This window comes from Streptomyces tailanensis (genome assembly GCF_008386495.1).
Lineage (GTDB): Bacteria > Actinomycetota > Actinomycetes > Streptomycetales > Streptomycetaceae > Streptomyces > Streptomyces tailanensis.
The window spans coordinates 1-24444 of record NZ_VTHJ01000030.1 but is presented as its reverse complement, the minus strand read 5'-3'; the positions used below and the strand labels follow the sequence as shown (position 1 = coordinate 24444).

Annotated in this window: 22 protein-coding genes and 1 pseudogene; 9 read left to right on the top strand and 14 right to left on the bottom strand. The window is 69.4% G+C overall.

Annotated features, from left to right (window positions below; translation table 11 throughout):
- The first annotated feature begins 269 nt into the window (after positions 1-269).
- Genes F3T56_RS23760 through F3T56_RS23750 form a run of 3 tightly spaced genes read left to right on the top strand, consistent with a single transcriptional unit; the run spans position 270 to position 4944 of the window.
- Positions 270-2123, top strand: coding sequence for an aminoglycoside phosphotransferase family protein (locus F3T56_RS23760; protein ID WP_425473605.1), 1854 nt, complete (start codon positions 270-272; stop codon positions 2121-2123).
- Between the two features lie 53 nt (positions 2124-2176).
- Complete coding sequence (locus F3T56_RS23755) at positions 2177-2818, top strand: TetR/AcrR family transcriptional regulator (protein ID WP_149827405.1); 642 nt, start codon at positions 2177-2179, stop codon at positions 2816-2818.
- 41 nt (positions 2819-2859) lie between these two features.
- On the top strand, positions 2860-4944 hold the full coding sequence (locus tag F3T56_RS23750) for a HelD family protein (RefSeq protein WP_149827404.1): 2085 nt from the start codon (positions 2860-2862) through the stop codon (positions 4942-4944).
- Between the two features lie 50 nt (positions 4945-4994).
- Here F3T56_RS23750 and F3T56_RS23745 read toward each other — a convergent pair whose 3' ends face one another.
- The 4 genes from F3T56_RS23745 to F3T56_RS23730 form a co-directional block, all read right to left on the bottom strand.
- Positions 4995-5846, bottom strand: coding sequence for a nitroreductase/quinone reductase family protein (locus F3T56_RS23745; protein WP_149827403.1), 852 nt, complete (start codon positions 5844-5846; stop codon positions 4995-4997).
- A 399-nt stretch (positions 5847-6245) separates the two neighbouring features.
- Positions 6246-6779: a hypothetical protein gene (locus F3T56_RS23740; RefSeq protein WP_149827402.1), complete on the bottom strand. Its 534-nt coding sequence runs from the start codon at positions 6777-6779 to the stop codon at positions 6246-6248.
- The gene (locus tag F3T56_RS23735) at positions 6776-7336 is read right to left on the bottom strand and encodes a GNAT family N-acetyltransferase (RefSeq protein ID WP_246203790.1); all 561 of its coding nucleotides are present in this window, start codon (positions 7334-7336) and stop codon (positions 6776-6778) included. The genes F3T56_RS23740 and F3T56_RS23735 overlap by 4 nt, the downstream gene beginning before the upstream one ends.
- A gap of 11 nt (positions 7337-7347) precedes the next feature.
- Positions 7348-8235 (bottom strand): GNAT family N-acetyltransferase, encoded by an 888-nt coding sequence (locus F3T56_RS23730; protein WP_149827401.1) that lies wholly within the window; start codon positions 8233-8235, stop codon positions 7348-7350.
- A gap of 302 nt (positions 8236-8537) precedes the next feature.
- Between F3T56_RS23730 and F3T56_RS23720 the strand changes: the two genes are divergently transcribed.
- Entirely contained in the window at positions 8538-9062 is a 525-nt protein-coding gene (locus tag F3T56_RS23720) for an AAA family ATPase (protein WP_149827400.1), read from the top strand.
- A 138-nt stretch (positions 9063-9200) separates the two neighbouring features.
- Here F3T56_RS23720 and F3T56_RS23715 read toward each other — a convergent pair whose 3' ends face one another.
- From F3T56_RS23715 to F3T56_RS23695, 5 genes and pseudogenes are all read right to left on the bottom strand, one after another.
- Complete coding sequence (locus F3T56_RS23715) at positions 9201-10118, bottom strand: hypothetical protein (protein WP_149827399.1); 918 nt, start codon at positions 10116-10118, stop codon at positions 9201-9203.
- Positions 10115-11158, bottom strand: a complete 1044-nt coding sequence (locus tag F3T56_RS23710; protein ID WP_246203789.1) for a TniB family NTP-binding protein — start codon at positions 11156-11158, stop codon at positions 10115-10117. Before F3T56_RS23710 ends, F3T56_RS23715 begins: the two co-directional genes overlap by 4 nt.
- Positions 11152-13236 carry a Mu transposase C-terminal domain-containing protein gene (locus F3T56_RS23705; protein ID WP_149827397.1) on the bottom strand — a complete coding sequence of 695 codons (2085 nt, stop codon included), beginning with the start codon at positions 13234-13236 and terminating at the stop codon, positions 11152-11154. The genes F3T56_RS23710 and F3T56_RS23705 overlap by 7 nt, the downstream gene beginning before the upstream one ends.
- A pseudogene (locus F3T56_RS23700) lies at positions 13202-13905 on the bottom strand (TnsA-like heteromeric transposase endonuclease subunit). Before F3T56_RS23700 ends, F3T56_RS23705 begins: the two are co-directional and overlap by 35 nt.
- Positions 13906-14080: 175 nt before the next feature.
- Complete coding sequence (locus F3T56_RS23695) at positions 14081-14929, bottom strand: NAD(P)H-binding protein (RefSeq protein ID WP_149827396.1); 849 nt, start codon at positions 14927-14929, stop codon at positions 14081-14083.
- Positions 14930-15201: 272 nt separating this feature from the next.
- Between F3T56_RS23695 and F3T56_RS23690 the strand changes: the two genes are divergently transcribed.
- The 3 genes from F3T56_RS23690 to F3T56_RS23680 all read left to right on the top strand — a co-directional run bounded on the left by F3T56_RS23690 (position 15202) and on the right by F3T56_RS23680 (position 16940).
- Positions 15202-15699: a helix-turn-helix domain-containing protein gene (locus tag F3T56_RS23690; protein ID WP_149827395.1), complete on the top strand. Its 498-nt coding sequence runs from the start codon at positions 15202-15204 to the stop codon at positions 15697-15699.
- 83 nt (positions 15700-15782) lie between these two features.
- Positions 15783-16418 (top strand): hypothetical protein, encoded by a 636-nt coding sequence (locus F3T56_RS23685; protein ID WP_149827394.1) that lies wholly within the window; start codon positions 15783-15785, stop codon positions 16416-16418.
- A 177-nt stretch (positions 16419-16595) separates the two neighbouring features.
- A complete protein-coding gene (locus F3T56_RS23680; protein ID WP_149827393.1) occupies positions 16596-16940 on the top strand; it encodes a DUF2516 family protein in 345 nt (114 codons plus the stop codon).
- A gap of 27 nt (positions 16941-16967) precedes the next feature.
- On the opposite strand, the gene F3T56_RS23675 is transcribed toward F3T56_RS23680, so the two are convergent.
- The 3 genes from F3T56_RS23675 to F3T56_RS23665 all read right to left on the bottom strand — a co-directional run bounded on the left by F3T56_RS23675 (position 16968) and on the right by F3T56_RS23665 (position 21162).
- A complete protein-coding gene (locus F3T56_RS23675) occupies positions 16968-18428 on the bottom strand; it encodes a PP2C family protein-serine/threonine phosphatase (RefSeq protein ID WP_149827475.1) in 1461 nt (486 codons plus the stop codon).
- Positions 18429-18934: 506 nt separating this feature from the next.
- On the bottom strand, positions 18935-20083 hold the full coding sequence (locus F3T56_RS23670; protein ID WP_149827392.1) for a C40 family peptidase: 1149 nt from the start codon (positions 20081-20083) through the stop codon (positions 18935-18937).
- 281 nt (positions 20084-20364) lie between these two features.
- A complete protein-coding gene (locus F3T56_RS23665; RefSeq protein WP_149827391.1) occupies positions 20365-21162 on the bottom strand; it encodes a class I SAM-dependent methyltransferase in 798 nt (265 codons plus the stop codon).
- A gap of 217 nt (positions 21163-21379) precedes the next feature.
- Here F3T56_RS23665 and mshA point away from each other — a divergent pair, with 217 nt between their 5' ends.
- Both mshA and F3T56_RS23655 read left to right on the top strand, forming a co-directional pair.
- Entirely contained in the window at positions 21380-22720 is a 1341-nt protein-coding gene (mshA, locus tag F3T56_RS23660) for a D-inositol-3-phosphate glycosyltransferase (protein ID WP_149827390.1), read from the top strand.
- Positions 22721-22758: 38 nt separating this feature from the next.
- Positions 22759-23271, top strand: a complete 513-nt coding sequence (locus F3T56_RS23655; protein ID WP_149827389.1) for a type III secretion system chaperone family protein — start codon at positions 22759-22761, stop codon at positions 23269-23271.
- A gap of 251 nt (positions 23272-23522) precedes the next feature.
- Here the strand turns inward: F3T56_RS23655 and F3T56_RS23650 are convergent, their stop codons facing one another.
- On the bottom strand, positions 23523-23927 hold the full coding sequence (locus F3T56_RS23650) for a PIN domain nuclease (RefSeq protein ID WP_149827388.1): 405 nt from the start codon (positions 23925-23927) through the stop codon (positions 23523-23525).
- A complete protein-coding gene (locus F3T56_RS23645; protein WP_149827387.1) occupies positions 23924-24184 on the bottom strand; it encodes a type II toxin-antitoxin system VapB family antitoxin in 261 nt (86 codons plus the stop codon). The genes F3T56_RS23650 and F3T56_RS23645 overlap by 4 nt, the downstream gene beginning before the upstream one ends.
- Positions 24185-24444 lie beyond the last annotated feature (260 nt).

Here is a 24444-nt window from a genome sequence, read left to right as displayed (position 1 = left end):
GTCCCGCGTGAGTGTCCAGGAGCAGCAAGTTGGCGATCAGGGCCTGGCCGAACGGTGCGTCGGAGGTCCTCGCTGCTGTCCGGAGCCAGTTCCGTGGGATTCCGGAGTGCTCGGACGCCTGTGGTCAGGCGAGTGGGCACGTCTGTGTTCCCGGCAGGCCGTTGGCTGAGCGGTGTCCGGGAGACAAGCCCGTCGACTCGATCGTGATCCAGGGGATCGGGCGCTTCCTCGCTGGCCTCCACCAGGTGCGCAAGGAGAGCCTGCCCCCCTTGCCCGCCGACTGGCCCCGAAACGAGAAGGACAGCCGGGCGTTCCTGACAGTGCTGGCGGGGCGTACGGAAGCGCGGCTTCGGCAGGCCAATTGGCCGGAAATCGGTGGACTGCTCGCGGTGCTGGGAGTTCCGGGCGACGGTCTGCGTCTGTTCGTCGACCGCGTCCCCGCGATGACCCGTCGGCCGTACGGTCTGTTGCACACCGCGATGGGGCGGGACAAGGTGATCGTCCTGGACGACGAGGGGCGTTCCGGTGGCGACGGCCGCACCGTCGTCTGTGTGGCCTGGAAGTCCGCCGCGTACGGGGATCCGCTGTACGGCCTGGTCAGGCATATCGTGTCCGCGCGGTACCCCGAGCGGCAGTGGGGCGAGGTGGTGGACGCATGGGCGGCCCCCATGCAGAGGATCAGGCCGACGGCCCTCAGCGGTGTGGCTCGGGACCATCTCCACTACGTCGGTTTCGAGCGGGCCCGTGCCGCCTACATCGACGTGATCAGGGCCACGCGAGCGCTGGGGAACTCGTTCGACGAGCTGAGACAGCAGATGGCCGCGGAGCGCCTGCACGGCTCGTTGCTGCTGGCCGCCGACCCGCTCAGGCTCGTACAGGTGCCGACCTCCGACGAGATCGCGCGTGCCCTGTGCCGGTGGCAGATCGCCCGGCTCGCGCAGCAGGGCGGGTCGCTGCCTGCCAGGGCGTTCCATGTGAAGTGGGACAGGCGTGTGTCCGAGCGGGCGGATTTCTCACGTGATCTGGGGCGGCAGGCCCTGATCACGGAAGGCGCTGTCCCCGCCGAGGACGTGTTCAGGGGAACGGCCCATCTCAACACTGTTGTGTCCGACCCCAGCTTCGCCCGACCGGTGGTCGTGAGGCGCAAGGCAGGATCGATTCCCCGCCGCGAACGAGGGTTCCTCAGCGAGCACGCGGTCCTGAAGGCCATTGAGGACCTGAACGTGCGGAGCGCACAGAACTCGGAGGCCCTGGGATCATCGGGCTACCCGGGGCCTTCGGTTTCCCCTGTCAGGATCAGGGCGCCCAAAGTTCTGGCACTCGGGCACGACCATCACTGCCAGTTCGCCATCCATACGTACGAAGGCCCGTCCGGACGGGCTCCCGAGCATCCGGTGCACGGGCTTCTGCCCCGGGAGGCGGACCAACTCGTCGACCAGTTGGGTGCGCTGGCGCAGGTGGATGTGCGCGGTCTGTCGCTGGACCCCGCCGCAGACAGTTCGGACTTCTACGACTGGCTCAGCATCAACCTCGTACGGCTCGTCGACGAGCTTCCCGAAGAGTCCAAGCGGGAGGCATCGCTGCTGGGCCTGCCGGGCGGCCCCCGCCTCAAGCAGATCCTCGGCCGGTTCACGGTCACCGGGCGTGCCCGGGCTCTCCTGCACGGGGACCTGAACCCGTGGAATCTGGTGCGCAACGGCCGCGAGGGCGGTCTGACCATCATCGACTGGGAAATGGCGATGATCGGCGATCCGCTATACGACCTGGTCCGGCACATGCATCTCACTCCGACCCGGCCGGAGATCCGCGACCGGATGTTCCGCCGCTGGGCGAGCGGCCTTCCCAGCACCCACACCAAGGACTGGGAGCGGGACTGGCTCGTCTACCGGCGGATCGAGCTTGTCCGTTCGGCCTACATCGACCTTGATCGGCTGGTCACCGGGGCCGGCCTCGACGCTCCCAATGTGCGCAGGGCGGTGGAGTCGTATGGGATGACGTTGGAGGCTGCCATGGCTTCGCTGGGACTGCCCGTCCGTTCCACGCGGAACCCTGGTCCGGCTCGTGCCCTGTCGGATGGAGGGTGCGGTGGCACACGAGAAGTCGACGTTCCCGTGGGTGTGTGAGCTGCCCGCGGCAGTCTCAGGTACGCGGCATCCCGCCTGCGTAGGCTCGCCCCATGAGCGAGATCGGGCTGCGGGAGCGTAAGAAGCGGCGGATGTACGAGACGGTGTCGGAGATCGCTGTCCGGCTGTTCGTCGAGAAGGGGTTCGATGCCGTGTCCGTGGCGGAGGTCGCCGCGGCCGCCGAGATTTCGAAGCCGACCCTCTTTCGGTACTTCCCGGCGAAGGAGGATCTCGTGCTGTACCGGATCGCCGATCACGAGACCGAGTCCGCGCGGGTCGTGGCGGGGCGGGCCGAGGGGGAGTCGGTGGTGGGGGCGGTGCGGGCGCATTTTCTGGCGGGGCTGGCTCGGCGGGATCCCGTCACGGGGCTCAATGACGATCCTCGGGTGCTCGCGTTCTATCGGATGCTGTACGGGGCGCCGTCGCTGGTCGCGCGGTTGTACGGCCATCTGGAGCGGGCGGAGGCCGCGCTCGCCGAGGTGCTGGGTGGGGGCCTCGACGCGCGGGTCGCCGCCGCGCAGATCGTGGCCGTACGGCGGGTGCTGGCGGAGGAGAACTGGCGGCGGATGGAGCGGGGGGAACGGGCGGACGAGGTCGAGGGGGACGCCGTTGCCGCTGCCGAGCGGGTGTTCGGGCGGCTTGAGGAGGGGCTCGGGTGGCTTCCGGGGGCCTCCGTCGCGACTGAGGATCGGTAAAATATTTAACTCGGTTACGTTATTTCGGTACGCTCGGTGGAATGACGTCTCCTGAGCCGGTTCTCCGGCATGCCTTGATCCATGAGCGCACCTACCACGACACCTGCCGTGCCGCCTTCGCCGCCATGGTCGAAGGGGCGGGTGAGCGGGTCGTCGTGGGCGAGGATGTCTCGGCCTCGGGGGCCGACGCCGAGGTACTCGGGTATCAACTGCGCAGCCATGCGAAGGAGTTGCGGGAGCTGCCGGAGGGGCCGTTGTTCTTCGGGCGCCTTGATTTCGCCGAGGCCGACGCCGATGCCGACGGTCACGCCGGGCAGAGTTACCACATCGGGCGGCTGCGCATCAGCGAGCATCCGGCCTTGCCGCCCCTCGTCGTGGACTGGCGTGCGCCCGTGTCCCGTGCCTTCTACCAGGCGAGCGTCCGTGATCCGCGGGGCGTGGCCGTCCGGCGCCGATTCGGCTGGGCGCCGGGGAGCCGGGGTGACTCCGCCGACCTCACCGGGATGGAGGATGAGCACCTGACCCAAGGTGAGCACGGTGGTCCGGCCACCAGTCGGCTTCTCGTCGCCGAGATCGAGCGGCCCCGAGTCGGTCCCATGCGCGACATCGCCGCCACGATCCAGCCGGAGCAGGACGACCTGGTCCGCGCGGATATCACCGCCTCCGTCTGTGTCCAGGGCGCCCCGGGTACCGGCAAGACGGCGGTCGGGCTGCACCGTGCCGCGTACCTCCTCTACACGTACCCGCAGCGCATCCGCCGCGGCGGTCTGCTGATCCTCGGCCCCAACCGGACCTTCCTCTCCTACATCGCAGAGGTCCTCCCGGCGCTCGGCGAGAGCGGTGTGCGCCAGTCGACCGTCACCGACGAGATCGCCCGGCAGCCGGTCACCGCCGAGGACGACGAACGCGCCGCCACCGTCAAGCACGACGCCCGGATGGCCGAGGTGCTCCGCCGGGCCCTGTACGCCGGCGTCGACCTGCCCACGGCACACCCCGACTCCCTTGTCGTGCCGGACGGTTCGTACCGCTGGCGGGTGCCCGGTGACGCGCTCCGGCGGATCGTGGCGGACGTACGGGCGGAGGAACCGGAACCGCCGTACGACGTCGGCCGGGAGCGGGTTCGGACACGGGTCGTACGGCTGCTGCAGCGGCAGGCCGAGCTGCGGGCGGGACCGCGCACGAACGCCTGGGTGCAGCGGATCTCCCGGTCGCGGCCGGTGGGGGAGTACGTCGACGCCGTATGGCCGCGGGTGCGGCCGGAGGAGGTCGTGGCGCGGCTGCTCGGCGATCCGGACGCGCTCGCCGGTGCGGCGGAGGGCGTGCTCGACGCGGACGAGCGGAAGGCCGTGTCGTGGGCGAAGGCGCCGCGTACGTGGCGGTCCGCGCGCTGGTCGGCCGCCGACCTCGTCCTCCTCGACGAGGTGGCCGGGCTGCTCCAGCACCCCGAGGGCTACGGCCACGTCGTCGTCGACGAGGCCCAGGACCTCTCCCCGATGGAGTGCCGCGCGATCGGGCGCCGGGCCGCGTTCGGTTCGGTGACGGTCCTGGGCGACCTGGCGCAGGGGACGACCCCGTGGGCCGCCCGCGACTGGCCCCGCCTCCTCGCGTACCTGGGGAAACCGGACGCCGCGGTGGTACCTCTGACCACCGGGTTCCGGGTGCCGGGGGCCGTCGTACAGCTGGCCAATCGGTTGCTGGGGCGGTTGGGCGTGGATGTGCCTGCGGCCCGATCGCTGCGGAGGGATGGGGAGTTGGGGATTCGGAGCGTGGGCGAGGGGGGCTGCGTGGATGCGGCGGCCGTCGTGGTTGCGACGGTCGCTGTGGTGCGTGACGCGCTCACGCGCGAGGGGTCCGTCGGGGTCATCGCGGCCGACGCCGATGTCGTACGGCTGCGGAACGCGCTCCACGAGGCCGGTGTCGCGGTGGGTGGGCCGGACGAAGTCGGGGCGCGGGTGGTGGTGCTGGGCGCGGGGGTGGCGAAAGGGCTGGAGTACGACCATGTCGTGGTCGTCGAGCCGGCGGCGATCGTGGCGGCCGAGACGCGGGGGCTGCACCGGCTGTACGTCGCGCTCACGCGCGCGGTGTCGCGCCTGGATGTGGTGCATGCGCGTGCTCTGCCGTGGTGAGCCGGTGAGCGGCGTGACGAGGGCTCATCCGCCGCTCACCGGTTTGTTGCTCAGGTGGTGGCGGCGTCCAGGGTCGGGATCAGCTGCTCCTCCTCGTACGCGAGGTGGGCCTCCAACTCGGCGATGAGCCGGTCGACTTCGGGGAGTACGGCGACGGGGTCGGCGTCGTCTGCCGTCACGACCCGGCGGAGGTCCTCGACGAGGGCGGCGATCCGCTCGTGCTCCTCCCGGAGGCGGCCGAGTGTGGGGGACAGTTCCGGGTGGCGGTCGGCCAGGAACGGGAACAGCATGGTGTCCTCGCCGGTGTGGTGGTTGTGCAGGCCCTGGCAGAAGGTGAGGCAGTTGACGCGGAGCTGGGCGCCGAGGCCGGCTTCGCCGTTGCCGTCGATCAACTCCTTCTTGATCAGGGCGAGTTCGCGACGGAAAGCGTCGTGCACGACCTTGATGGCCTCGCCCATGGAGCCGGCGTTGATGTTCGGCGGGCCGGCCACGGGGAGCTCCCGCACGGCCACGACCGGGATCGTGCGGTCCGTCTTCGCCTGGTACTCGGCCCACCCCGGTTCCGACTCGACCGCCCGCGCGAACGCCCGGTCCCGCTCCTCGCCGTCCAGCACGACGGCCTCGGCCTCGTACGTGAACACCCCGCTCTCGATGGTGACTCGGGGGTTGGCGACGACGTTCCGGTACCAGTCGGGGTGCTTGGGGGATCCACCCGCCGACGCGATGACCAGGATCGTGCCGTCGCCGTCGGGGAGGTAGCCGAGGGGAGTGGTGTGCCGGCTGCCGGTACGGGCGCCGGTCGTGGTCAGGAGGATCAGCCGGGCGCCCTCGAAATAGCCGCCGACTTCGCCGTGGTTGGCGCGGAACTCTTCGATGATCTGCTGATTGAAGGGGTTGGGCATTCTCTGCTTTCTGTGGCTGTTTTCGGCAGGGGGGATCGCCGCAGCGCGCTGCGGGCGGAATTCGGCATAGGGAATTTCCGATGGGCAGGCAGGCCGAATTGCTCGTTCACACGTGTACGTCACAGGTGTACGTCGCACGTGTACGTCACACGCCACGGTGCGGTGGTGAAGTGGTCATCGCGCGCGGAAGAACGCGAACGTGAACGCGAAGTATCGCGAAGAAACGGTGATTGGCGTGATTGGCGCGCGGCGCGTCAACAGGCGGACCCCTGGCCCGCCCCGACCTCACTCGGAGGCCGGGCAACCAATCCGCTCACGGCACAAGGCCGACCCGGCAGTCATGGGGGAAACCATAATGGAGAGACCGGGCGCGGGCAATGCGGTATTCGGACGAGGGACTCAATCCTTACCGGGGCGGGGCCCGATGGCGGTCGTGGCCGAGCGTGCGAAGCCGGCCACGTTGTGAGGGCAACGCCAATGGGATTCAGCGTCGGGGTGGTTGCTGTTCGGGTTGAGGTCCAGCCACTCGTACTCGGAGTCACCGGCCAGCAGTGACAGCAGTACGGGGAAGGACTCCAGGTGCTCGTCGAAGTCGCTGAAGTCGCCGAATTCGCTGTCGTACGGGTGGTTTTCGTGATCGCATACGGGGTGTTCGACGGCTGGATCCGACGCCACGGCCGACAGCGCCACCACCGCCTGGTCGGCCGCGGCGGACTCCGCGTCCGACATCACGTGGCCGTACATCAGCACCAGCCCGAACGTGAAGAACGCCACCGCGTCCGGATCCCGGGGCTCGGCGGCCCGCGCCCGCCGAAGTTCCTCCACACACGCCAACAGGGTCTCGTCGTGCTCCCCCAGGAAGTACCCGTGCCGGATCGAATCCCAGTCGTCGATCAGCTCTTCCACGTCCAGCCCGTGCAGACCCGAAATCATGATCGATACGACGCCGAGTGCGGAGCGCCGGTTCCGCCGTCGCCCACGAGATTTTTGCAGTAGCGGACTTCGGGGACCGCCGTGCCGTTGACCGACCAGTCCGCCGAGCGGCCGTCCGGTACGAAGCCGCCCAGCTCGTAGAAGCGGCGCGCTCTTTTGTTGGCGGCGATCACCCACAGCACGAGCTTGCGGAACGAGCGCTCCTGGGCGGCGACCAGCGCCTGCTGCATCAGCGCTTTTCCGACCCCGGTGCCGAGGCGGTCAGGGGCCGCGTAGAGGGCGAGCAGTTCACCGTCCTGGGGTTTCCGGTCCTCTTCCCGGGAGGGGCCGAGTGCCGCCCAGCCGACCACGACGCCGTTTTCTTCGGCGACGAGGTTGAGGACGCTGCCCGCGCCGCGCGCGAACATGTCACGTCGCATGCGGGCGTCTTCAGCGACCGTGAGCGCGTCGAGGTGGTCCTGCGGCACCATGCCCCGGTAGGCGGCCTGCCAGCCTTTCACGCGCACCGTCGAAACGTCGTGGATGTCCTCTTCGCGCATGGGGCGTACCCGTATCATGGGGAAATTTTTCACCTGACTTCCGGTTCGGCGCACGAGAAGTCGTACGCCGCCCAGTCCTTGAGCGTGCGATAGCCGAGGCGCTGATAGAGGGCGTTGCTGGTGGGGTTGGACTGGTCCGCGAACAGGACGACGTCCTTCGCGCCGGCGGTCAGCGCGGCCCGGCTCACCTCCGCCGTCACGGCGCCCGCGTAGCCGCGGCCGCGTAGGTCGGCCGGGGTGTAGACGATGTCCACCTGTACCTGGCCGCCGATCATCGGGTTCATGCCCGCTATGGAGACGGGAGTGCCGTCCGGGGTCTCCCAGAGCGTGTAGCGCTTGTCGGCGTAGCGGGTGTCGGCCCAGGAGTCGGCGTTGATGGTGACGTCCTCCCCGACGGCCTTGGCGAACTCGCCGCACCAGAACATGACTTGCTCAAGGTCCTGGTCGCCCAGGACGCGGCCCCGGCCCGCCGGTAGCGGCTCCGGTGGGGTGAGCGTGTCGAGGCGGTACAGACGGAGCCGTGTGTCGCGGATTTTCGCCGTCGCGCCGGTGTGCCGCTGCCAGGCCTCTGCGAAAGCGATGGCCGTGCCGTGGTCCGCGCTGACGGAGGGAAGGGAGTGCCCGAGGGCGGCCAGGTGGGCGGCGAGGGAGTCGGCCTGCTCAGGCGTGAGCGGGGTGGGGCACAGGGCCCGGGGTGGGAGGCGGTAGAAGGTGGCGTGCACCTCGCCCGCTCGCTCCAGCACGCCGAAGACGGGGGCTTCGGTCCCGTACGCGTCCGCCCCACGCTTTCGCACTCTCTCGGCCCACGTCAGCGGCATGACGTGCAGGCCGGGCTGCGAGCGCAGGAAGTCTCCGGCTCGGGAGAGGAAGTCGTCGACGTCTTCGGTGAGGTGCCAGTGCCAGTCATCCGGTCGCATGCTTCATGATTTCCCATGCCGCAGGTGTGCGCTGTGGTTTTCCGCCAGGGTGAGGCCGCCAGGAATTCCTCACCGCGTGACAACGGACCCAGCTCCGTCGGGGACTTGACGAGTTCCGCGTAGTCGGCGGCGATGGTGTCGTACGACTTCTGGATCGCGGCAAGGTAGGAGGGATCCGTCACGCGGGTGACTGTGGAGGAGGATGCCGACAGTCAGACGGCGGACCTCAGAACCAGGCCAGGGCTTACCGGATTTCTGCCGTGCCCGTTCCCGCGGCTTGCACAGCGCTAGCGTGGGGTCCCGTGATCGTATGGCTCAATGGCACCCATGGCGCGGGCAAGACGACGACCAGTGCGCTCGTGCAGCAGCTGATCCCGGATTCACGGGTGTTCGACGCCGAGAAGGTCGGCGAGACACTCATGGACATCACGCCGGGGCTGCCCGAGACGGACAACTTCCAGCACTGGCCGCCGTGGCGGCCGCTCGTGGTCGAGACCGCCCGCCGTGTACTCGACTACACCGGCGGCACTCTGGTGGTGCCCATGACTGTCCTGGTCGAGCAGTACTGGCGCGAGATCAGCACGGGCCTCGCCCAACATGCCATTCCGGTACGACACTTCGTCCTCCACGCCGACCAGGACACCCTCCGCGGGCGCATCGCGGGGGATACTGTTCTTGGCCCCGACTCCCCGTTCCGTCTCAAATACCTTGAGCCCTACGCCGAGGCGGCCCGCACATGGCTGCACGCCGAGGCCGAGGTCGTCGACACCACGCACCTCACACCCGCCCAGGCCGCCCTGCGGATCGCGGAGGCCGTCAAGAGCTGAGGTCCGCTCACCACGTGAAACCGGCATGTATGCGGTGTGGCGAGCTCAGTGACCTGTCTCGATGGACCTGAGCCACTTCGGCTCTCTGACCAGCCGTGGCTCAGATCGAGCGAGACGTAGCGGCCGGGGTCGTCTCGCTCAACCTGGGCTTTCAGGAGCCGAGTTGTCCTTCGGGCTGTCATTGCCGAGGGCCGCCGCTGTCTCGATGGTGTCCGCGATCATGCGGAGTTGATGGATGAACCACAGCTTGGCGGTGGTGCGGAGGGAGCTTTCGTTGGGGAGCCGCCGGATGAATTCTGCATGGAAGGCCCGAAAGTCCTCATCAGCGCCGGAGAGTGCCAGGCCGCGCCAGTGCGGAGCTGCGTAGAACACCATGGCTTTGACGATCTCGGGATAGATCGCCGCGTAGCGCTTGGGGTCCCACGGCCGGACGGTGCGGGCGGGGCGGGGCTGGAGCCGGGCGAGCCGCTGTGTGAGGTCGCTGATCCGGTAGCCGTGCTGCAGGAGGGTGGTCCCGCAGCGGGAGGTCTGTTCGTAGCAGACGTTGACCACGTCGGGGCCGTAGCGGCGAAGGAGCCGGTAGTGACGTTTCTGGGCGGCGACGATCTCCGGCAGGCCGGCAAGGTCGAGCTGGTTGGCGGGGGCTTCGACGGCTCGGCCGATCCAGAGGCGATGGGGGATGCAGACCTGGTCGTGGTGTTTCGACATCCAGACCATGACGCCTTGGCCGGGGGTGCCGGTCCTGCGGGCGACACAGCGGCGGCACGCCCATCGGGGAGTTGCGGCGAAGGGACCCTGGGGGATGTTCCACGCCTGTCGCTCCCAGCGGGGGATCGCGTACTGGATCGAGGTCTGAGGCTGTCCGCTGAGGATGCTGAGCCGGCCGACTGGATCCAGGCGGGATTCCAGCCAGTGGGAGGGCCGCTGAAGGCGTTGGACGGGCATCGCGTTGGCCGTGGCGAGGCGGTCCAGGAACGAGGCTTCGGTCTCCTGTGGGAAGGGCTTGAGCGGACGCGGCAGCGGACGGAAGACGACGGCCTTGAACGGCCTGTTCACCCCGCTTTCCTGCCTGCGTCAGGCGGGGAATCCGACTCGCTGTTGTGGTCGATCCGGATGTGTCGCAGGGAGGCTTTGGTGATGCGCTCGCTGCCGTCGAGGATGGCGGAGATCGCTGCGGCCCGGATCAGGTGGGAGAGGCTCCCGATCATGCCGCCGGTTCTCTGGTGCAGGTATTTCGAGAGACCGGCCAGGGTGTCGGGCGTGTGGCGGTGCAGGCGAAGAGTGCTCTCCAGCGAGGCGATCAGGGCCTGCCACTCGGTGTTGCGGGGGAAGGCGCCGGTGCGGACCAGGATGCAGCGGCCTCCGAGCTGCTTGCCGCGGATCCCGGTGAACAGCCCGGACTTCTCGACGTTGATGCCCGCATAGACGAAGGTCGCCGGCAGGTGCTCGGTGAAGTACTTCAGGTGATCGGAGAGGTCCTCGCCTGCGGTGGTCGCGTGGTTGAGCAGGTGGATCTCGTCGACCAGGACCAGCTCGGTGCGGGCCTCGATCATCACCTGGCAGACGGCGCTGGTGACATCGATGGTGTTGTGCCGCAGGTTGATCACGGGCAGGCCCAGGAACCGGGCGAACTTCAGGGCGAGTTTGCGCGGGGAGCCTTTGGGCGGGGCGGTGATGTAGACAACGGGAATGCGGTCGCTGCCCGGATACCGCTGCTGGACACGTAGTTCGTGGGTGCGGCCGAGCTGTTTCAGCGCCGTGGTCTTCCCGGTCGTCCACTGGCCGGAGACGATCATCCCGCGACGGGCACCGTGTTCACGCTGGTTGAGCAGGGTCAGGAGCCGTCCCTGATGCGCGATCTCCTTGACCGCGGACGTGCGCACGACCTGCAACTCGGAGTGGTAGGCGATCCGGGCCTCGTCGTAGGTCTTCCGCAGTTGCGGGGTCAGGGCCTGCCACCGCTGATCGGACAGCAGGTCGAAGACAGCCGGGTCGGCTTCCACGAACCGCTGCCAGCCCTCCAACCGGGTGGAGGGATCGGTCCGGTCATCAGGCAGACCCGTCTCTTCCCCGCCCGGCTCCGAAGCGTTCACCACCACTTCTCGGCCTCCTTGCGCGCGTCGAAGATCTCCAGCGGGACGACGTCGGCGAGTTCGCCGACCTCCTCGTCCTCCGCCGGTTCCGGCTCCGGCGTGGGCGCCGGCCGCGGCCAGGCAGGCTCGCTGGTGGCCCGGGTACGGGCGGCGACCTTTCGGTCGCGTCGCCGGGCCGGACTGCCTCTCCCCGCAGACCGACGGCCAGGCTCGTGTTCGGGCCCGTCCGAGGCCCGGTCCAGCAGCTCTGCCGCCACCTGTGCGACGGCATCCTCGTCCGGCTTGCGCTGCCCGCGTTCGGTCAGGATCTGGTGAGCCCGGTCGAAGACCAGCTCGCCCATCGGGACGGGAGACGTGCGCAGGTGACGCCAGGTCGCGGTGATCCAGCCCGTGCCGTGGTGATTGCGTACCCAGACACAGGAGATGTCGTAAGGGTCGTAGTGGACCTCCCAGAGCTTGCCGTCCGGACCCGCCCCCGAAGGCTGACGCCGGAAGGGAGCGAGTCCGGGGGCGTCGTAAGTACGGTTGTTGATCCGCACCCCGCTGCGGCCGATGACCCGCCATTCACGGGGCATGAGCTGGATGTACTCCTCCGGGCTGAGCGCGACGGGGACGTATCCGGCCGCCGACACCAGCGCGGCGTACTTCTCGTTCGGGCTCAGTGGCCGGTCCGGCATCAAGGGGTCGCGCAGCCCGTCGTGCGGCCTGGACTGCCAGACGACGATCCACTCCTGGAGAAGTTCCTGGAGCTCGTGGATGGACCAGGCCGCCTGAGCGGCCGGGGCCTTGCCCCGCATCTCGGCACTGCGTCCCGTGTAGCCGGCCACGTACTGGGCGAACATCGTCGACACCGAGCCCAAAGTCCGCTCGATATGCGGCCTGTCGGTCGGTGTGTCCGGGTGGGCGGGCTGGAACGAGATCCCCAAATGGCGGCAGGCATTGCGGAAGTTGTCCGAGATGAACGCCTTGCCGTGGTCGCTGACCACCGTCTCCGGAACGATCACCGGGACCGCGGCGGCCTTGTCCAGCCGCTCGTCCAGCGACAGCAAGGAGGTATAAGGCAGCACAGAGCGCGACATGCGCAGAGAGTCGGACCAGCCGGGCCGCACCGGTTCCGGCGTCATGGCGCGTGCCAGCAGCAGCGCGGCATCGACAGCCTTCGTCGACGGACGCAGCACCACTGCGGCCAGAGTCCGGGTGGCCAGATCGATCAGCCCGGTCAGTTCGCAGCGGTCCACCGTCCCGTCATCGTGGATGACCATGACGTCCAGCGGCGTGGAGTCGATCTCCATCACCTCGCCGGGCCGGGCCGCCGTCAGCTGCCCGAACATTCGCTTCGGCTGCTTGCCCAGCGAGCGGCGGGTGCGAGCCGAACCGAACAGATGCTGCCCGGTCGAGACCGCTTCCAGCAGACGGTAGAACGTCGCCCTGGACGGCATCCGGACTGCTCCGGCACCATGCTCGGCGACCAGGAGCCGCTCGACGCGGCGCCGCAGCACCTGCGCGGAGACGGTCGGCTCGTCCGTCCGGCTGCCCGCGACCTTCGCGATCGCTTCGACTACCCGGGGATCGGCCCGGCTCGTGCCGATGGCGGGCTTGCATAGCCTGCCGTCCACCAGGCCCGCCACCCCTTCGTTCTCGAAGCGGGACCGCATCCGGCGCAGCGTGCTCAGCCCCACCTCCTCACCGCAGTCCCGCAGCTCGGCCAGCTTGGTCAGCTCCCGCTGCCGCAGAGAGTGCACCGTTGGGTCGTACTCGGCCCGCACCGCGACGTTGGTCTTGCCGTCCGGGCGGCCGGTGAGCAGCTCGGTCAGATGCCGCCGCCACCACTCAGCCCGCTGTGCCGCTCCCTCCGGCAGCCCCTCCAATACCCCGGCCTCCGGCAGCGGCGGACGGCTCAACGAGGTGCTGAGCACGGTGAAACCCTCCGACGCCAGCAGGTGTCCCAGCAGCACGACGCTGGCGGCCTGGGCATCATCGACCAGCCGCACCGACGTGCCGTGCAGGGCGGCAACCGTGTGCTCCCGCCCGTCGTAGCGGACCCTGTCACCCAGCGACAGCAGCCGCGGACGCGTCGGCATCCCCTCCCACCTCCTCCGCGACCACGGCCACCCGGCGAACCTGCGTGGCCGCCGACAGCAGACCGGCTTCCAGATCCACCGCCAGCTCCCCGCGCCAGATCAGATGGAAGAGCACCGGGAGCACGGCGATCGGATCACCCACGACACGGACCCCCGCCAACAGACCCCGAGGCCGGGCGAACGCCGCCAGCAGCTTCGCCGCCACCGGATCTCGCCGCACCCGCGGATGCCGGTAGCCCGACAACCAGCGGAGATTCGCCGCCAGCACCGGATCGAGCACGCCCACCCGCTCGAAACCCCAGCCCACCCGTGCGCAGGCCGCTGCCGTGACCTCGAACTTCACCGCGTCCTGGGGTTCGATCCGGTCGTCGGACGCACGTCCAGGACCACACCGGTGCCATCCCGACGGCGAACGAAATAGTCCGGAGTGTGGCTGATCCGCCGGTTCCGGCCGTCAGACCGCCATGAGAGCCGGAACGGCTGCGACGCCATCGCCACCACGTCCGGATCACAGTCCAGCCGCATCAGCTGACCGAGTTCCACCCACGACTCATAACCCACCAACTCGGCACCCGTAGCAGCCCAGTACCAGCCGGGGAAACCGCGCTGACCCCGATAGGACGGAAATGCCCGCACCTGCCTGGCCGCCTCGAAAGGCGCCGACCACATCACCTCAAGCGGTCCCTCGTGCAGCTCACCGCGAGCGTCGACGTACTCCAGCCAGAAGTCCTCAGCCTCCACCAGCCACCTCCACTCCGCGCTGACCACGTGCAACGACCTGTGACTGAGTGCTTGAGTCGGCCCCGCTGAACCTCGTCGTGGCCCGCTCGGCGGTGTCCGGCTCTCACCCGTGTGCTGATAGGACGTCGCGGAGAGCGAGAGGGGAGCGGCCGGTCAGCTGGGTGTAGTCGTTTCGGACTCGATCCCAGCGCTGCTCGCGCACCGAGGCGAACATGGACGAAAAGGCATAGAGCCACCAGGGATCCAGGCCGGTCGCCGCCGTCTCAGCACAGTACGTGTCAGCCGGGATGTCTACGTAGACGACAGGCGTCTCCCATGCCTCCGCCGTGATCGAGGCGATGCCTGCCAGGTCCACCGACTCGGGTCCCGTGATGTCATGGTGACGGCCGGTCGGCTCACCCACCGCGAGTGCGGCGAGGGCGCGCGCCACGTCGTCGCGCGCCACCAGGGAGACCCGGCCATCCGCTGCCGGAAGCCTCAGCAGCCCGGTCGCGCGCGCCTCGGTGAGCCAGGCTTGGAAGAACTCGATGTACAGCGAAGCCCTGGCGAACGAGCACGGGACGCCGGAAGCCAGAAGCAGATCCTCGGTGAGCCGGTTGGCCACGGCGTAGCAGAACGGGGACGCCATGTCGGCGTCAACGCTGCTCAGCGCCACGACATGGCCGACACGCTCAGCCGCCACGGCGGCGACAACGTTGCGGTGGTGCAGCAGCACCCGTGCATCGGGCCCGTCACTGGAGACGAAGACCAGAGCGTCCACGCCCTTCAGCGCCGCACGCAGAGCGGGCGGATCGGCGTAGTCGGCGACGGCGATCTCCACCTGCGGGGGAAACGCCTCGGCAGGCAGCCTCCTTCTGGTCATCGCTACGACGTCCACGTCGGCCCGGTCCGCGAGCAACTGCACGACCCGCCCGCCCAGGCTGCCCGCCGCCCCAGTCACCGCGATGCGCATCGTTGCCCCCGTCGCCTTGTCACCAGTCGTACAACCGTAGGCAGCCAAGCGCGGCAGCGGCTCAGAAAGAGCGAGACAGAACAGCAGATGGCCAAGGTTGACTGAGACGCGCGGGTAGATGGCTCAGATAGACCGAGACTGGCCCACCTTCAGCGAGACAGGTCATGTATGCGGTGTGGCGAGCTCAGGCTCAACAGAGGCGCAGCGTGGCATGGCGCACTTTTGCAAGCGGGTGCTTGCAAAAGTTAGCGAGGGTGGGGCATGGTGGAGGCATGGCATCGCTCAACGTCGGCAATCTCGGTGAGTATCTGCGTGAACAGCGGCGCAACGCGCAGCTGTCGCTCAGGCAGCTCGCCGACGCCGCCGGGGTGTCCAATCCGTATCTGAGCCAGATCGAGCGCGGGCTGCGCAAGCCGAGCGCGGAGGTGTTGCAGCAGGTCGCCAAGGCGCTGCGGATCTCCGCCGAGACGCTGTACGTGCGGGCCGGGATCCTCGACGCCGAGCGGGACCGGGAAGAGATCGAGACGCGCGCCGTCATACTCGCCGATCCCACGCTGAACGAGCGGCAGAAACAGGTGCTGCTCCAGATCTACGAGTCCTTCCGCAAGGAGAACGGGTTCGAGGTCGTCATCGGCGAGAGCGCGAGCGAGGACGCGGACACCGGGGAAGGCGTCGAGGACGACGCCACCGACGACGCCGGCAAAGACGTAGGCCCCGGCCCCCGTACGGCCGACGGCAGCGATGCCGGTCCGCGGCAGGCGGGACGTTGACCGAGCCGTACGGCTCATCGACCGCGGACCACCGGACCACCCCAAAACCCTCAACCGAAAGCCCATCCGGGAGGACCATCACCATGGCCATCACCGACGACATCCGCAAGGCCGTCACCGACCCGACGCCGTTCTACTTCGCCGCCGGCACCGCCGACCTCGCGCTCCAGCAGGCGAAGAAGGTGCCCGCCATCGTCGAGCAGCTGCGCGCCGAGGCGCCGGCCAAGATCGACGCCGTACGCAACACCGACCCCAAGGCCGTTCAGGAGAAGGCGACCGCCCGGGTCAAGGAGGGCCAGGAGAAGGCCGCCGCTCGCGTCAAGGAGACGCAGGAGACCCTCCAGGTCAAGGTCAACGAGTTCCTCGGCACCCTGGACGGCGACCTGAAGAAGTTCGGCGAGACCGCCCAGGACCTCGCGCTGCGCGGTGTCGGCGTCGCCGCCGAGTACGCCGTGAAGGCCCGGGAGACGTACGAGAAGGTCGCCGAGCACGGCGAGCAGGCCGTGAAGACCTGGCGTGGCGAGGCCGCGGAGGAGATCGAGGAGCTCGCGATCGTCGTCGAGCCGAAGACCGAGCCGGTCGAGGTCAAGGGCGAGCCGGTGGCGAAGCCCGCCACGGCCACGGCCGCGCCTGCCCCCGCCGCCAAGAAGACCGCGGCGAAGAAGGCTCCGGCCCGGAAGACGACCACCGCGAAGAAGACCACGCCGCCGGCCAAGTAACGCGAAGAGGACCGCGGCCGTCGGCCGAGCAGGCGATACGGCGCCGGACGGACACGGCGCTGGAACGGGCCGGGCACCATTGGGGTGCCCGGCCCGTTCTACGGGTACGGTGGCCGCGTAGGAGTGTTCGCAAGACCGTGGCCGCAAGAGCGAAGAGAACGGGTGGTGGTGGGCGGCATGCTGATGGAGGGCTTCGCGGGGTTCATGGGGCTGTTGCAGCTCGCTGTGATCGCCTTCGCCGCTTTCGCGCTGATCGATGCCGCGTTCCGGCGGGAGGACGCCTTCCGCGCGACGGACAAGCAGACCAAGGTGTTCTGGCTGATCATCCTCGGGATCGCGCTCGTCGTGAGTCTTGTGTTCCCGCTTCTGTCGTTCCTGCCGATCATCGGTCTCATCGCCAGCATCGTGTACATCGTCGACGTACGCCCCGCGGTGCGGCAGATCTCCGGCGGCGGTGGGCGGGGCGGCAACCGCGGGTCCAGCAGTGACGGACCCTATGGGCCGTACAACGGCGGTCGGTGACCGGCCTGGCTTTTGGTTTGGGCCGCGTCAGGCGTCGCGGTCCAGGAGGAGTACCGCCACGTCGTCGGTGAGTTCGCCGCCGTTGAGGTCGCGGACCTCGTTCATGGTGGCGCGCAGCAGTTCCTCGCCGCGCAGGCCCTCGGTGAGCCGGCGGCGGACCACGTCGACCATGCCGTCCTGGCCGAGGCGCTCCTTGCCCGCGCCGATCCGGCCCTCGATCAGGCCGTCCGTGTAGAGCATCAGGCTCCAGGCGGCGCCCAGCTCGATCTGGATACGCGGCCAGCGGGCGTTCGGGAGCAGGCCGAGGGCGGGGCCGCCGTTGTCGTACGGCAGCAGCTCGGCCAGCGGAGTGGTGCCGTCCCGGCCGGGGCGGGCGATCAGAGGGGCCGGGTGACCGGCCAGACAGAGGCCGGCGCGGCGGCCGTCGGGGGCGATGTCGACCGTGCAGAGCGTCGCGAAGATCTCGTCGTTCTCGCGCTCGTGTTCCAGGACGCGCTGGAGCGTGGAGAGCAGTTCGTCGCCGCACAGGCCCGCGAACGTCAGCGCCCGCCAGGCGATCCGCAGCTCCACGCCGAGCGCCGCCTCGTCCGGGCCGTGCCCGCAGACGTCACCGATCATGACGTGCACCGTGCCGTCGGGGGTGCGGACCGTGTCGTAGAAGTCGCCGCCGAGCAGGGCGCGGGAACGGCCCGGACGGTAGCGGGCGGCGAACCGCAGGGACGAGCCCTCCAGGAGGGGGGTGGGGAGCAGGCCGCGCTCCAGGCGGGCGTTCTCCTGGGCGCGCAGCTTGGACTCGGTGAGGCGGCGTTCGGCCGTGTCCGAGCGCTTGCGCTCCACCGCGTAGCGGATCGCGCGGCTGAGCAGGCGGCCGTCCAGTTCATCCCGGAAGAGGTAGTCCTGTGCGCCGACTCTTACCGCCTCCGCGCCGCGCTCGGCGTCGCCGGAGTCGGTGAGGGCGAGTACGGCGTGGCGGGGGGCGAGTTCCAGGACGCGCTTGAGGACGGAGAGTTCCTCGTCGTCGGCGGGGCGGGGCCCCTCCTGGGTGCGACCCGGGGTCGGCAGGGCCAGGTCCAGGAGGATGCAGTTGACGTCGTCGGTCAGCAGCCGCTGGGCCTCGGTGAGGTTGCGGGCGGTGCGGACGCGGATCGGCTTGCCCGCGGAGTCGAGCAGCTCGGGCACGTTGAGGGAACCCGCCGGGTCATCCTCGATCAGGAGGACTGTGAGGTTGGTGGGGGCCGTCGGGGGGATCCGGTCGGGCGGGTCGGTGGGGGTGACGTCGCCGTGGGGGGCGGTGGCGGCGCCGCCCGCGGCGCTGGTGGCGGCGGTGGCGGTCGCGTCGACCGGGCTCGTGGAGTTCCCGGCAGGGGACATGGCCGAGGTGTTCAGGGCTGCCCCCTCTCCGGACGGGCCGCTGGGTGCGGACACGGCGTGCGCCTGACCGTTCTCCACGGCCGGGATCGCTCTCTGCCGCGGTACGGGTATGGGCATCGTCTTGGGTTCCTTCCCTCCCCCCGAGGGCACGGTGGGGCGAGGGACCTCGACCCACCGAGCGGGACCTTAGCGCCAGGCCCCGGCGCAACGGAATGGTTGGCGGGGCGCCGGGTGGCAATCAGCCAGTGTCATATGCCGCATCCGGTACCGCACTTGGACATGGCAGGGCTTTCTCTTGAGATGACGAATGTCACGCGGCCGGGGTTGAGCCCGAACGGGGAAGGTGGTGAGAGTCACGTGGGGTGGGTCACGCGGAGGTGGGTGGGGTCAGCGGGTGGGTTTTCCTCGCCCCCGCCGCCCCTACCCGCCCCTCCCCCACTCTCGGCTTCGCTCGAGCGGGGGGGGGACCCCCATCAAGGGGCTGCGCCCCTTCGACCCCCATGCGTGCGTTCTGGGCCGCGGGTGAGTGGGGGCTGGTCGCGCCCACGCGGAGGAGCCGCACATTGATACAGCCCGCGCCCCTGAAGGGGCGCGACAAACCCCCACCAACCCGCACACGAGCGTCAACTCGCGCTAAACGTGTCTGTGTCCGGTCGTACCACCCCGAGGATCGGCATGGAACCCGCGCCCGCGATCGTGACCGTGCGTCCGGGGCGAGGGGCGTGGATGATGGCGCCGTCGCCTATGTACATGGCCACGTGGCTGGCGTCGGAGTTGTAGATGATGAGGTCTCCGGGGCGCATGTCCTGGACGTCGATGTGCCGGAGCTGCCTCCACTGCTCCTGGGAGGTGCGGGGGATGGTGACACCGGCGGCTATCCATGCCTGGCTGGTGAGGCCGGAGCAGTCGAAGGTCCCGGGGCCCTCGGCGCCCCACTCGTACGGCTTGCCCATCTGGTCCGTCGCGAACTTCACCGCCTTCTTGCCCTGCTCGGAGGCCTTGCCGTCGATCTCGTCGAGGATGCCGGAGCCCAGCCAGGCGGCCTGTGACTCCTGCGCGGCGTCCTCCTCCAGCTGGGCCAGCCGCTCCCGCTCGTCGTCCTCCAGCTCGGCTTCCAGCTTCTCGGCGGCGGCGATCTGCTTCTTGATCTTCGCCTTGGCCTTCTCCTTGGCCTTGCGGTTGGCCTCCAGCTTCTCCCAGCGCTCGGAGGCGTCCTTGGAGTACTGCTCCAGGTCCTCCTGTGTCTGCTTCATCTCGGCCAGCAGACCCTTGGTCGCCAACTGCCCCTGACGCAGCCGGTCCGCGCCCTCCAGGAAGTCCTGCGGGTTCTCACTCAGCCACAGCTGCACCTCGGGCGGCAGTCCACCGCCGCGGTACTGGGCCCGGGCCGCGGCGCCGACCAGGTCCTGCAACTTGTCCAGCTTCTCCCGGCCCTTGACGATCTCCTGGGCCAAGTCGACTATCTCGGCGGACTGTTTGTCGGCCTTCTCCTCGGCCGCGTTGTACGCGTCCGTGGCGACCGCCGCGTCGTGATAGAGGCCCTCCAGCTTCTCGCGCAGGGCCTCCAACTCCTCGTTCGTCACCGGGCCGTTCGTCGCGTCCGTAACGGAAGCCGAGCCCGAACCGGACGGGGACGGCGTCGGAGTCGGGGTGGGTGTCGGATCGTTCGGTTGCGTCTGGCTCGCGTACGCCGTGACCGGTGCGCCCAGCACGGTCAACGCGCAGACCACCGCCACGGCCGCCATGGTCAGGCTCCGCTTGCCGGCTCCCATAGCCCTTGCCCCCAAACCCAACACCCAACAACCCGACAGAACTGGTTAACCGTCAGTAACCTCTGACGCCTGGGTGATCGTGCCATGTAGTCGCGCAATGCGACAGAGGCGGGCAAGAACTCCCTTCCCCCTGATCCCTCCCGCATGACGGCGTTCCCGCCTGTGTGACGAACGGCTCAAGGAGATCGTTCCCGTGTGTCACGAGAAAGTTGCGGTGCGTAATCGGCGCCCAGGTTCACCGGGAGCGCCGTCGCACTTCACCGCCGTACTCACCGCCGTACTCACCCCCGAGGCGCCAACGCCTCCCACGCCACCGTGACTTCGCCCTGGCGCCAGCGCGCCGCCCCGTCCCGTACCGGCCAATCGGCGCTCAGGTCGCGGACGGTGCGGATCCAGCGCTGGCGGGCGCCGTACGAGGCGTACGGCGCGGCGGCGGCCCACGCGCGGTCGAAGTCGCGGAGGAAGGCGTACACCGGCTCGCCGGGGACGTTGCGGTGGATGAGCGCCTTCGGGAGGCGTTCGGCGAGGTCGGAGGGGCGTTCCAGGGAGCCGAGCCGGGTGGCGAAGGTGACCGTGCGGGGGCCCTCCGGGCCGAGGGCGACCCAGACGTGGCGGCGGCCGATCTCGTCGCAGGTGCCCTCGACGAGGAGGCCGCCGGAGGAGTGGGGTGTGGCCGGCTGGAGGCGGGCGCACAGGCGTTGCCAGACGGCGGTGACCTCTTCCTCGTCGTACTGGCGCAGGACGTTCGCCGCGCGGATGAGGGCCGGGCGGCCCGGGACCGGTACCTCGAAGCCTCCGTGCCGGAAGGTCAGACCCTCGCACTCGTATGGTTTCGCCGCCGCGACCCTGGCCGGGTCGATCTCGACCCCGATCACCTGGGTGCGGGGCGCTGTCGCGCGGAGGCGGCGGAGGAGTTCGAGCGCCGTCCAGGGGGCGGCGCCGTAGCCGAGGTCCACGGCGAGGGGGGTGGGGGTGCGGCGGAGTTCGGGGCCGTGGGTGGCGGCGATCCAGCGGTCCATGCGGCGGAGGCGGTTGGGGTTGGTGGTGCCGCGTGTCACCGTGCCGACGGGTTTGGCCATGGGGTGAGCGTATGCGGGGTGGGGCGGGGCCTGGGATGGAGTCCTGGGGCCGGGGGATGGAGCCCTGCCCCGAAGTGCTCGAACGGTTGAGCGAGCCCCGGTAATAATTCTGCAAAGAGGAAATGGAACTGGACCCTCCGGTGTTCTGGGTCCCAGAGGGCGGCTCGGCGCCCTCCCGACGGCATGCCCGGACATCCGGAGCAAGGAGGAACGCCACGTGAGCCACTACGTCACCAGGCTCGGGCGACGCTCTCCGACCGCCGCGTCACGGCTGAGGTTGCACCGAAAACCCCGGCGTGTGGCGATGCTGTCCGTACATACGTCACCGCTGCATCAGCCTGGTACGGGTGACGCGGGCGGCATGAACGTATACATCGTGGAGCTGGCGCAGCGCCTGGCCGCGATCAACATCGAGGTGGAGATCTTCACCCGGGCCACCACCGGTGGCCTCCCCCCGACCGTCGAACTGGCCCCCGGCGTCCTCGTCCGGCACGTCGACGCGGGCCCCTACGAAGGCCTCGCCAAGGAGGACCTGCCGGCCCAGCTCTGCGCCTTCACACACGGCGTGATGCAGGCATGGGCGGGCCACCGCCCCGGCTACTACGACCTGGTCCACTCGCACTACTGGCTCTCCGGCCACGTCGGCTGGCTCGCCGCCGAACGCTGGGGCGTGCCCCTGGTGCACGCGATGCACACGATGGCGAAGGTGAAGAACGCGGCGCTGGCCGTCGGCGACACCCCCGAACCCGCCGCCCGGGTCATCGGCGAGACCCAGGTCGTACGCGCCGCCGACCGCCTCATAGCCAACACGGCCGAGGAGGCCGACGAACTCGTACGCCACTACGAGGCCGACCGGGCCAAGGTCGCCGTCGTCCACCCGGGCGTCAACCTCGACCGCTTCCGCCCCGCCGACGGCCGTGCCGCCGCCCGCGCCCGCCTCGGGCTCCCGCAGGACGCCCTGATCCCTCTCTTCGCCGGCCGCATCCAGCCCCTCAAGGCCCCGGACGTCCTCCTCCGGGCCGTGGCCGTCCTCCTCGACGAGCGCCCCGAGCTGCGGTCGAGGATGGTCGTGCCCGTAGTCGGCGGCCCCAGCGGCAGCGGGCTGGCCAAGCCCGAGGGCCTGCAGAAGCTGGCCGCCCGGCTCGGTATCGCCGACGTCGTGTGCTTCCGGCCGCCGGTCGGCCAGGAGCAGCTCGCGGACTGGTTCCGGGCGGCGTCCGTGCTGGTCATGCCGTCGTACAGCGAGTCGTTCGGCCTCGTCGCCATCGAGGCGCAGGCGGCCGGTACGCCGGTGCTGGCGGCCTCGGTCGGCGGCCTCCCCGTCGCCGTACGCGACGGACACACCGGCTTCCTGATCGAGGGCCACGATCCCGTCGCGTACGCGCGCGTGCTGCGCGATTTCGCCGACGACCCGGGCCTGCCCGCCCGTATGGGCGCGGCCGCCGCCCACCACGCCGAGTCCTTCGGCTGGGACACGGCCGCCCAGGCCACCGCCGACGTCTATACGGCCGCCACGCACGACCACCGCCACCACGGCCTGCGCGCCCACCACGGCTGACCCGACGCCGTACGCCTACCGACGGGTAGGCTCGCCTCATGGCTGATCCGACGTCGATCATCGAGCAGGTCCTCACCGAGGCCGAACTGGAGTGGGAGAGCCCGGACCCCGGCACCTACGTCGTCAAACTCCCCGGGACCCGCAAACTCTCGACGACCGTGTCGCTGATCGTCGGCAAGCACTCCCTCTCCCTCAACGCCTTCGTCATCCGCCACCCCGACGAGAACGAGGCCGGCGTCCACCGCTGGCTCCTGGAACGCAACCTCAAGCTCTACGGCGTGAGTTACGCCGTAGACCCCCTCGGCGACATCTACGTCACCGCCAAGCTGCCGCTCTCCGCCGTAACCCCCGACGAGATCGACCGCCTCCTCGGCCAGGTCCTGGAAGCGGCGGACGGCTCCTTCAACACCCTCCTGGAACTCGGCTTCGCGACCGCCATCCGCAAGGAGTACGCCTGGCGCGTCTCCCGCGGCGAGTCGACCCGCAACCTGGCCGCCTTCACCCACCTGACCCGGGCCGCCGGGGACCCCGCTGGAACCGCCGGGGAGTAACCCGACCCACCGCCGAAGTGCCGCGCCAGAGACGCCCGATCGCAGAGCTGGCCAGACCGTGGTCGGCGGGATCGCCCTCCACACGTCTTCGCGTGCGAGGCGCCGACGCAGGGGCTCCCGTGGCAGCGGTGCATGCCCCGTGACATGGGCGACGGCCGTCCGATCGGCCTTCCCGGTTGCCTGTCGGTCCATTGTGCGACAGCGGGGGGTGGGGGTGGTACGTGATCATGCCATGGGCCAACGGTGTGCTGTCAGTCGGCGATACGACGTACGGGCTGGCCGGTGGCGCGGGCAATCGTCTCGAAGTCGGAATCCTGATGGAGCACGGTCAGTTTGTGGTGCTGGGCCGTGACCGCGACGAGGAGGTCCACCGGACTCGCGCACTGATGCCAGACTCGGTCCGCGAGAAGCTGTTGCAACTCGGCGGTGTCCTCCCAGACGGAGTCGCGCATCGGGTAGTAGGGGAACGTCTCCCGCAACAGCCCGTCTGCCTCGTAGTACGCGGGCCGGCCTCCGACCGCCCGCAAGAACTCTTGGCGGACCGGCTCGCACAGCCCGACCAGTCCTGAAGTGACCAGCTGATCCCACTCCGGGCCGGTCTGACGCCGGTAGAAGCGGATCAGGGCACTGGTGTCGATGAGAAATGCCTCACTCACGCCGCGTGATGCTCCGTGTCCTCGGTGATGTTGGGACGAGCGGGGGAGGTCGGGGCCGCGGACTCGTCGATCGCGGAGAAGTCGATCTCTCCTTCAGCAACCATCTGGCGCATCCGCTCCACCGCGGCGGCCCGCCGACGTCGATCGGCGATCTCTCGGAGCGCCGCGTTCACCGTGTCCTTCTTCGTACTCGTGCCGAGGTGGCGGGCGGCTTCGGCCAGGGCTTCGTCGTCGAGGTCGATCACTGTGCGGGACATGGCGCCTCCCAAGTCCGTATATACATTTCTCAAAAAAGATATCATGGTTGTTGGGGCGAAAAGGGACGGGCGGGAGGCAAGGGGGCACACGGCCTCAGCCGCACACGAAGCGATTCCTCGCTGAACGCGAGCAATACGTGTCCAGTGTTGACGTGACGTTCCTTGATGCCATCACCGGGAAGGCGATGGCGTAGTCGTGGGTGGTGTCAGCCGGTGGAAGCAATTGAGCTGCTGACCAGCTCAATTGCTTCCACCGGCTG

What these genes read in the sequence shown, in the direction of transcription:
- F3T56_RS23755 (WP_149827405.1), top strand. Translation starts at nt 2,177, where the DNA reads ATGAGCGAGATCGGGCTGCGGGAGCGTAAGAAGCGGCGGATGTACGAG.
- F3T56_RS23750 (WP_149827404.1), top strand. Translation starts at nt 2,860, where the DNA reads ATGACGTCTCCTGAGCCGGTTCTCCGGCATGCCTTGATCCATGAGCGC.
- F3T56_RS23745 (WP_149827403.1), bottom strand. Translation starts at nt 5,846, where the DNA reads ATGCCCAACCCCTTCAATCAGCAGATCATCGAAGAGTTCCGCGCCAAC.
- F3T56_RS23740 (WP_149827402.1), bottom strand. Translation starts at nt 6,779, where the DNA reads ATGATTTCGGGTCTGCACGGGCTGGACGTGGAAGAGCTGATCGACGAC.
- F3T56_RS23735 (WP_246203790.1), bottom strand. Translation starts at nt 7,336, where the DNA reads ATGATACGGGTACGCCCCATGCGCGAAGAGGACATCCACGACGTTTCG.
- F3T56_RS23730 (WP_149827401.1), bottom strand. Translation starts at nt 8,235, where the DNA reads ATGCGACCGGATGACTGGCACTGGCACCTCACCGAAGACGTCGACGAC.
- F3T56_RS23705 (WP_149827397.1), bottom strand. Translation starts at nt 13,236, where the DNA reads ATGCCGACGCGTCCGCGGCTGCTGTCGCTGGGTGACAGGGTCCGCTAC.
- F3T56_RS23695 (WP_149827396.1), bottom strand. Translation starts at nt 14,929, where the DNA reads ATGCGCATCGCGGTGACTGGGGCGGCGGGCAGCCTGGGCGGGCGGGTC.
- F3T56_RS23690 (WP_149827395.1), top strand. Translation starts at nt 15,202, where the DNA reads ATGGCATCGCTCAACGTCGGCAATCTCGGTGAGTATCTGCGTGAACAG.
- F3T56_RS23685 (WP_149827394.1), top strand. Translation starts at nt 15,783, where the DNA reads ATGGCCATCACCGACGACATCCGCAAGGCCGTCACCGACCCGACGCCG.
- F3T56_RS23680 (WP_149827393.1), top strand. Translation starts at nt 16,596, where the DNA reads ATGCTGATGGAGGGCTTCGCGGGGTTCATGGGGCTGTTGCAGCTCGCT.
- F3T56_RS23675 (WP_149827475.1), bottom strand. Translation starts at nt 18,428, where the DNA reads ATGCCCATACCCGTACCGCGGCAGAGAGCGATCCCGGCCGTGGAGAAC.
- F3T56_RS23670 (WP_149827392.1), bottom strand. Translation starts at nt 20,083, where the DNA reads ATGGGAGCCGGCAAGCGGAGCCTGACCATGGCGGCCGTGGCGGTGGTC.
- F3T56_RS23665 (WP_149827391.1), bottom strand. Translation starts at nt 21,162, where the DNA reads ATGGCCAAACCCGTCGGCACGGTGACACGCGGCACCACCAACCCCAAC.
- F3T56_RS23655 (WP_149827389.1), top strand. Translation starts at nt 22,759, where the DNA reads ATGGCTGATCCGACGTCGATCATCGAGCAGGTCCTCACCGAGGCCGAA.
- F3T56_RS23645 (WP_149827387.1), bottom strand. Translation starts at nt 24,184, where the DNA reads ATGTCCCGCACAGTGATCGACCTCGACGACGAAGCCCTGGCCGAAGCC.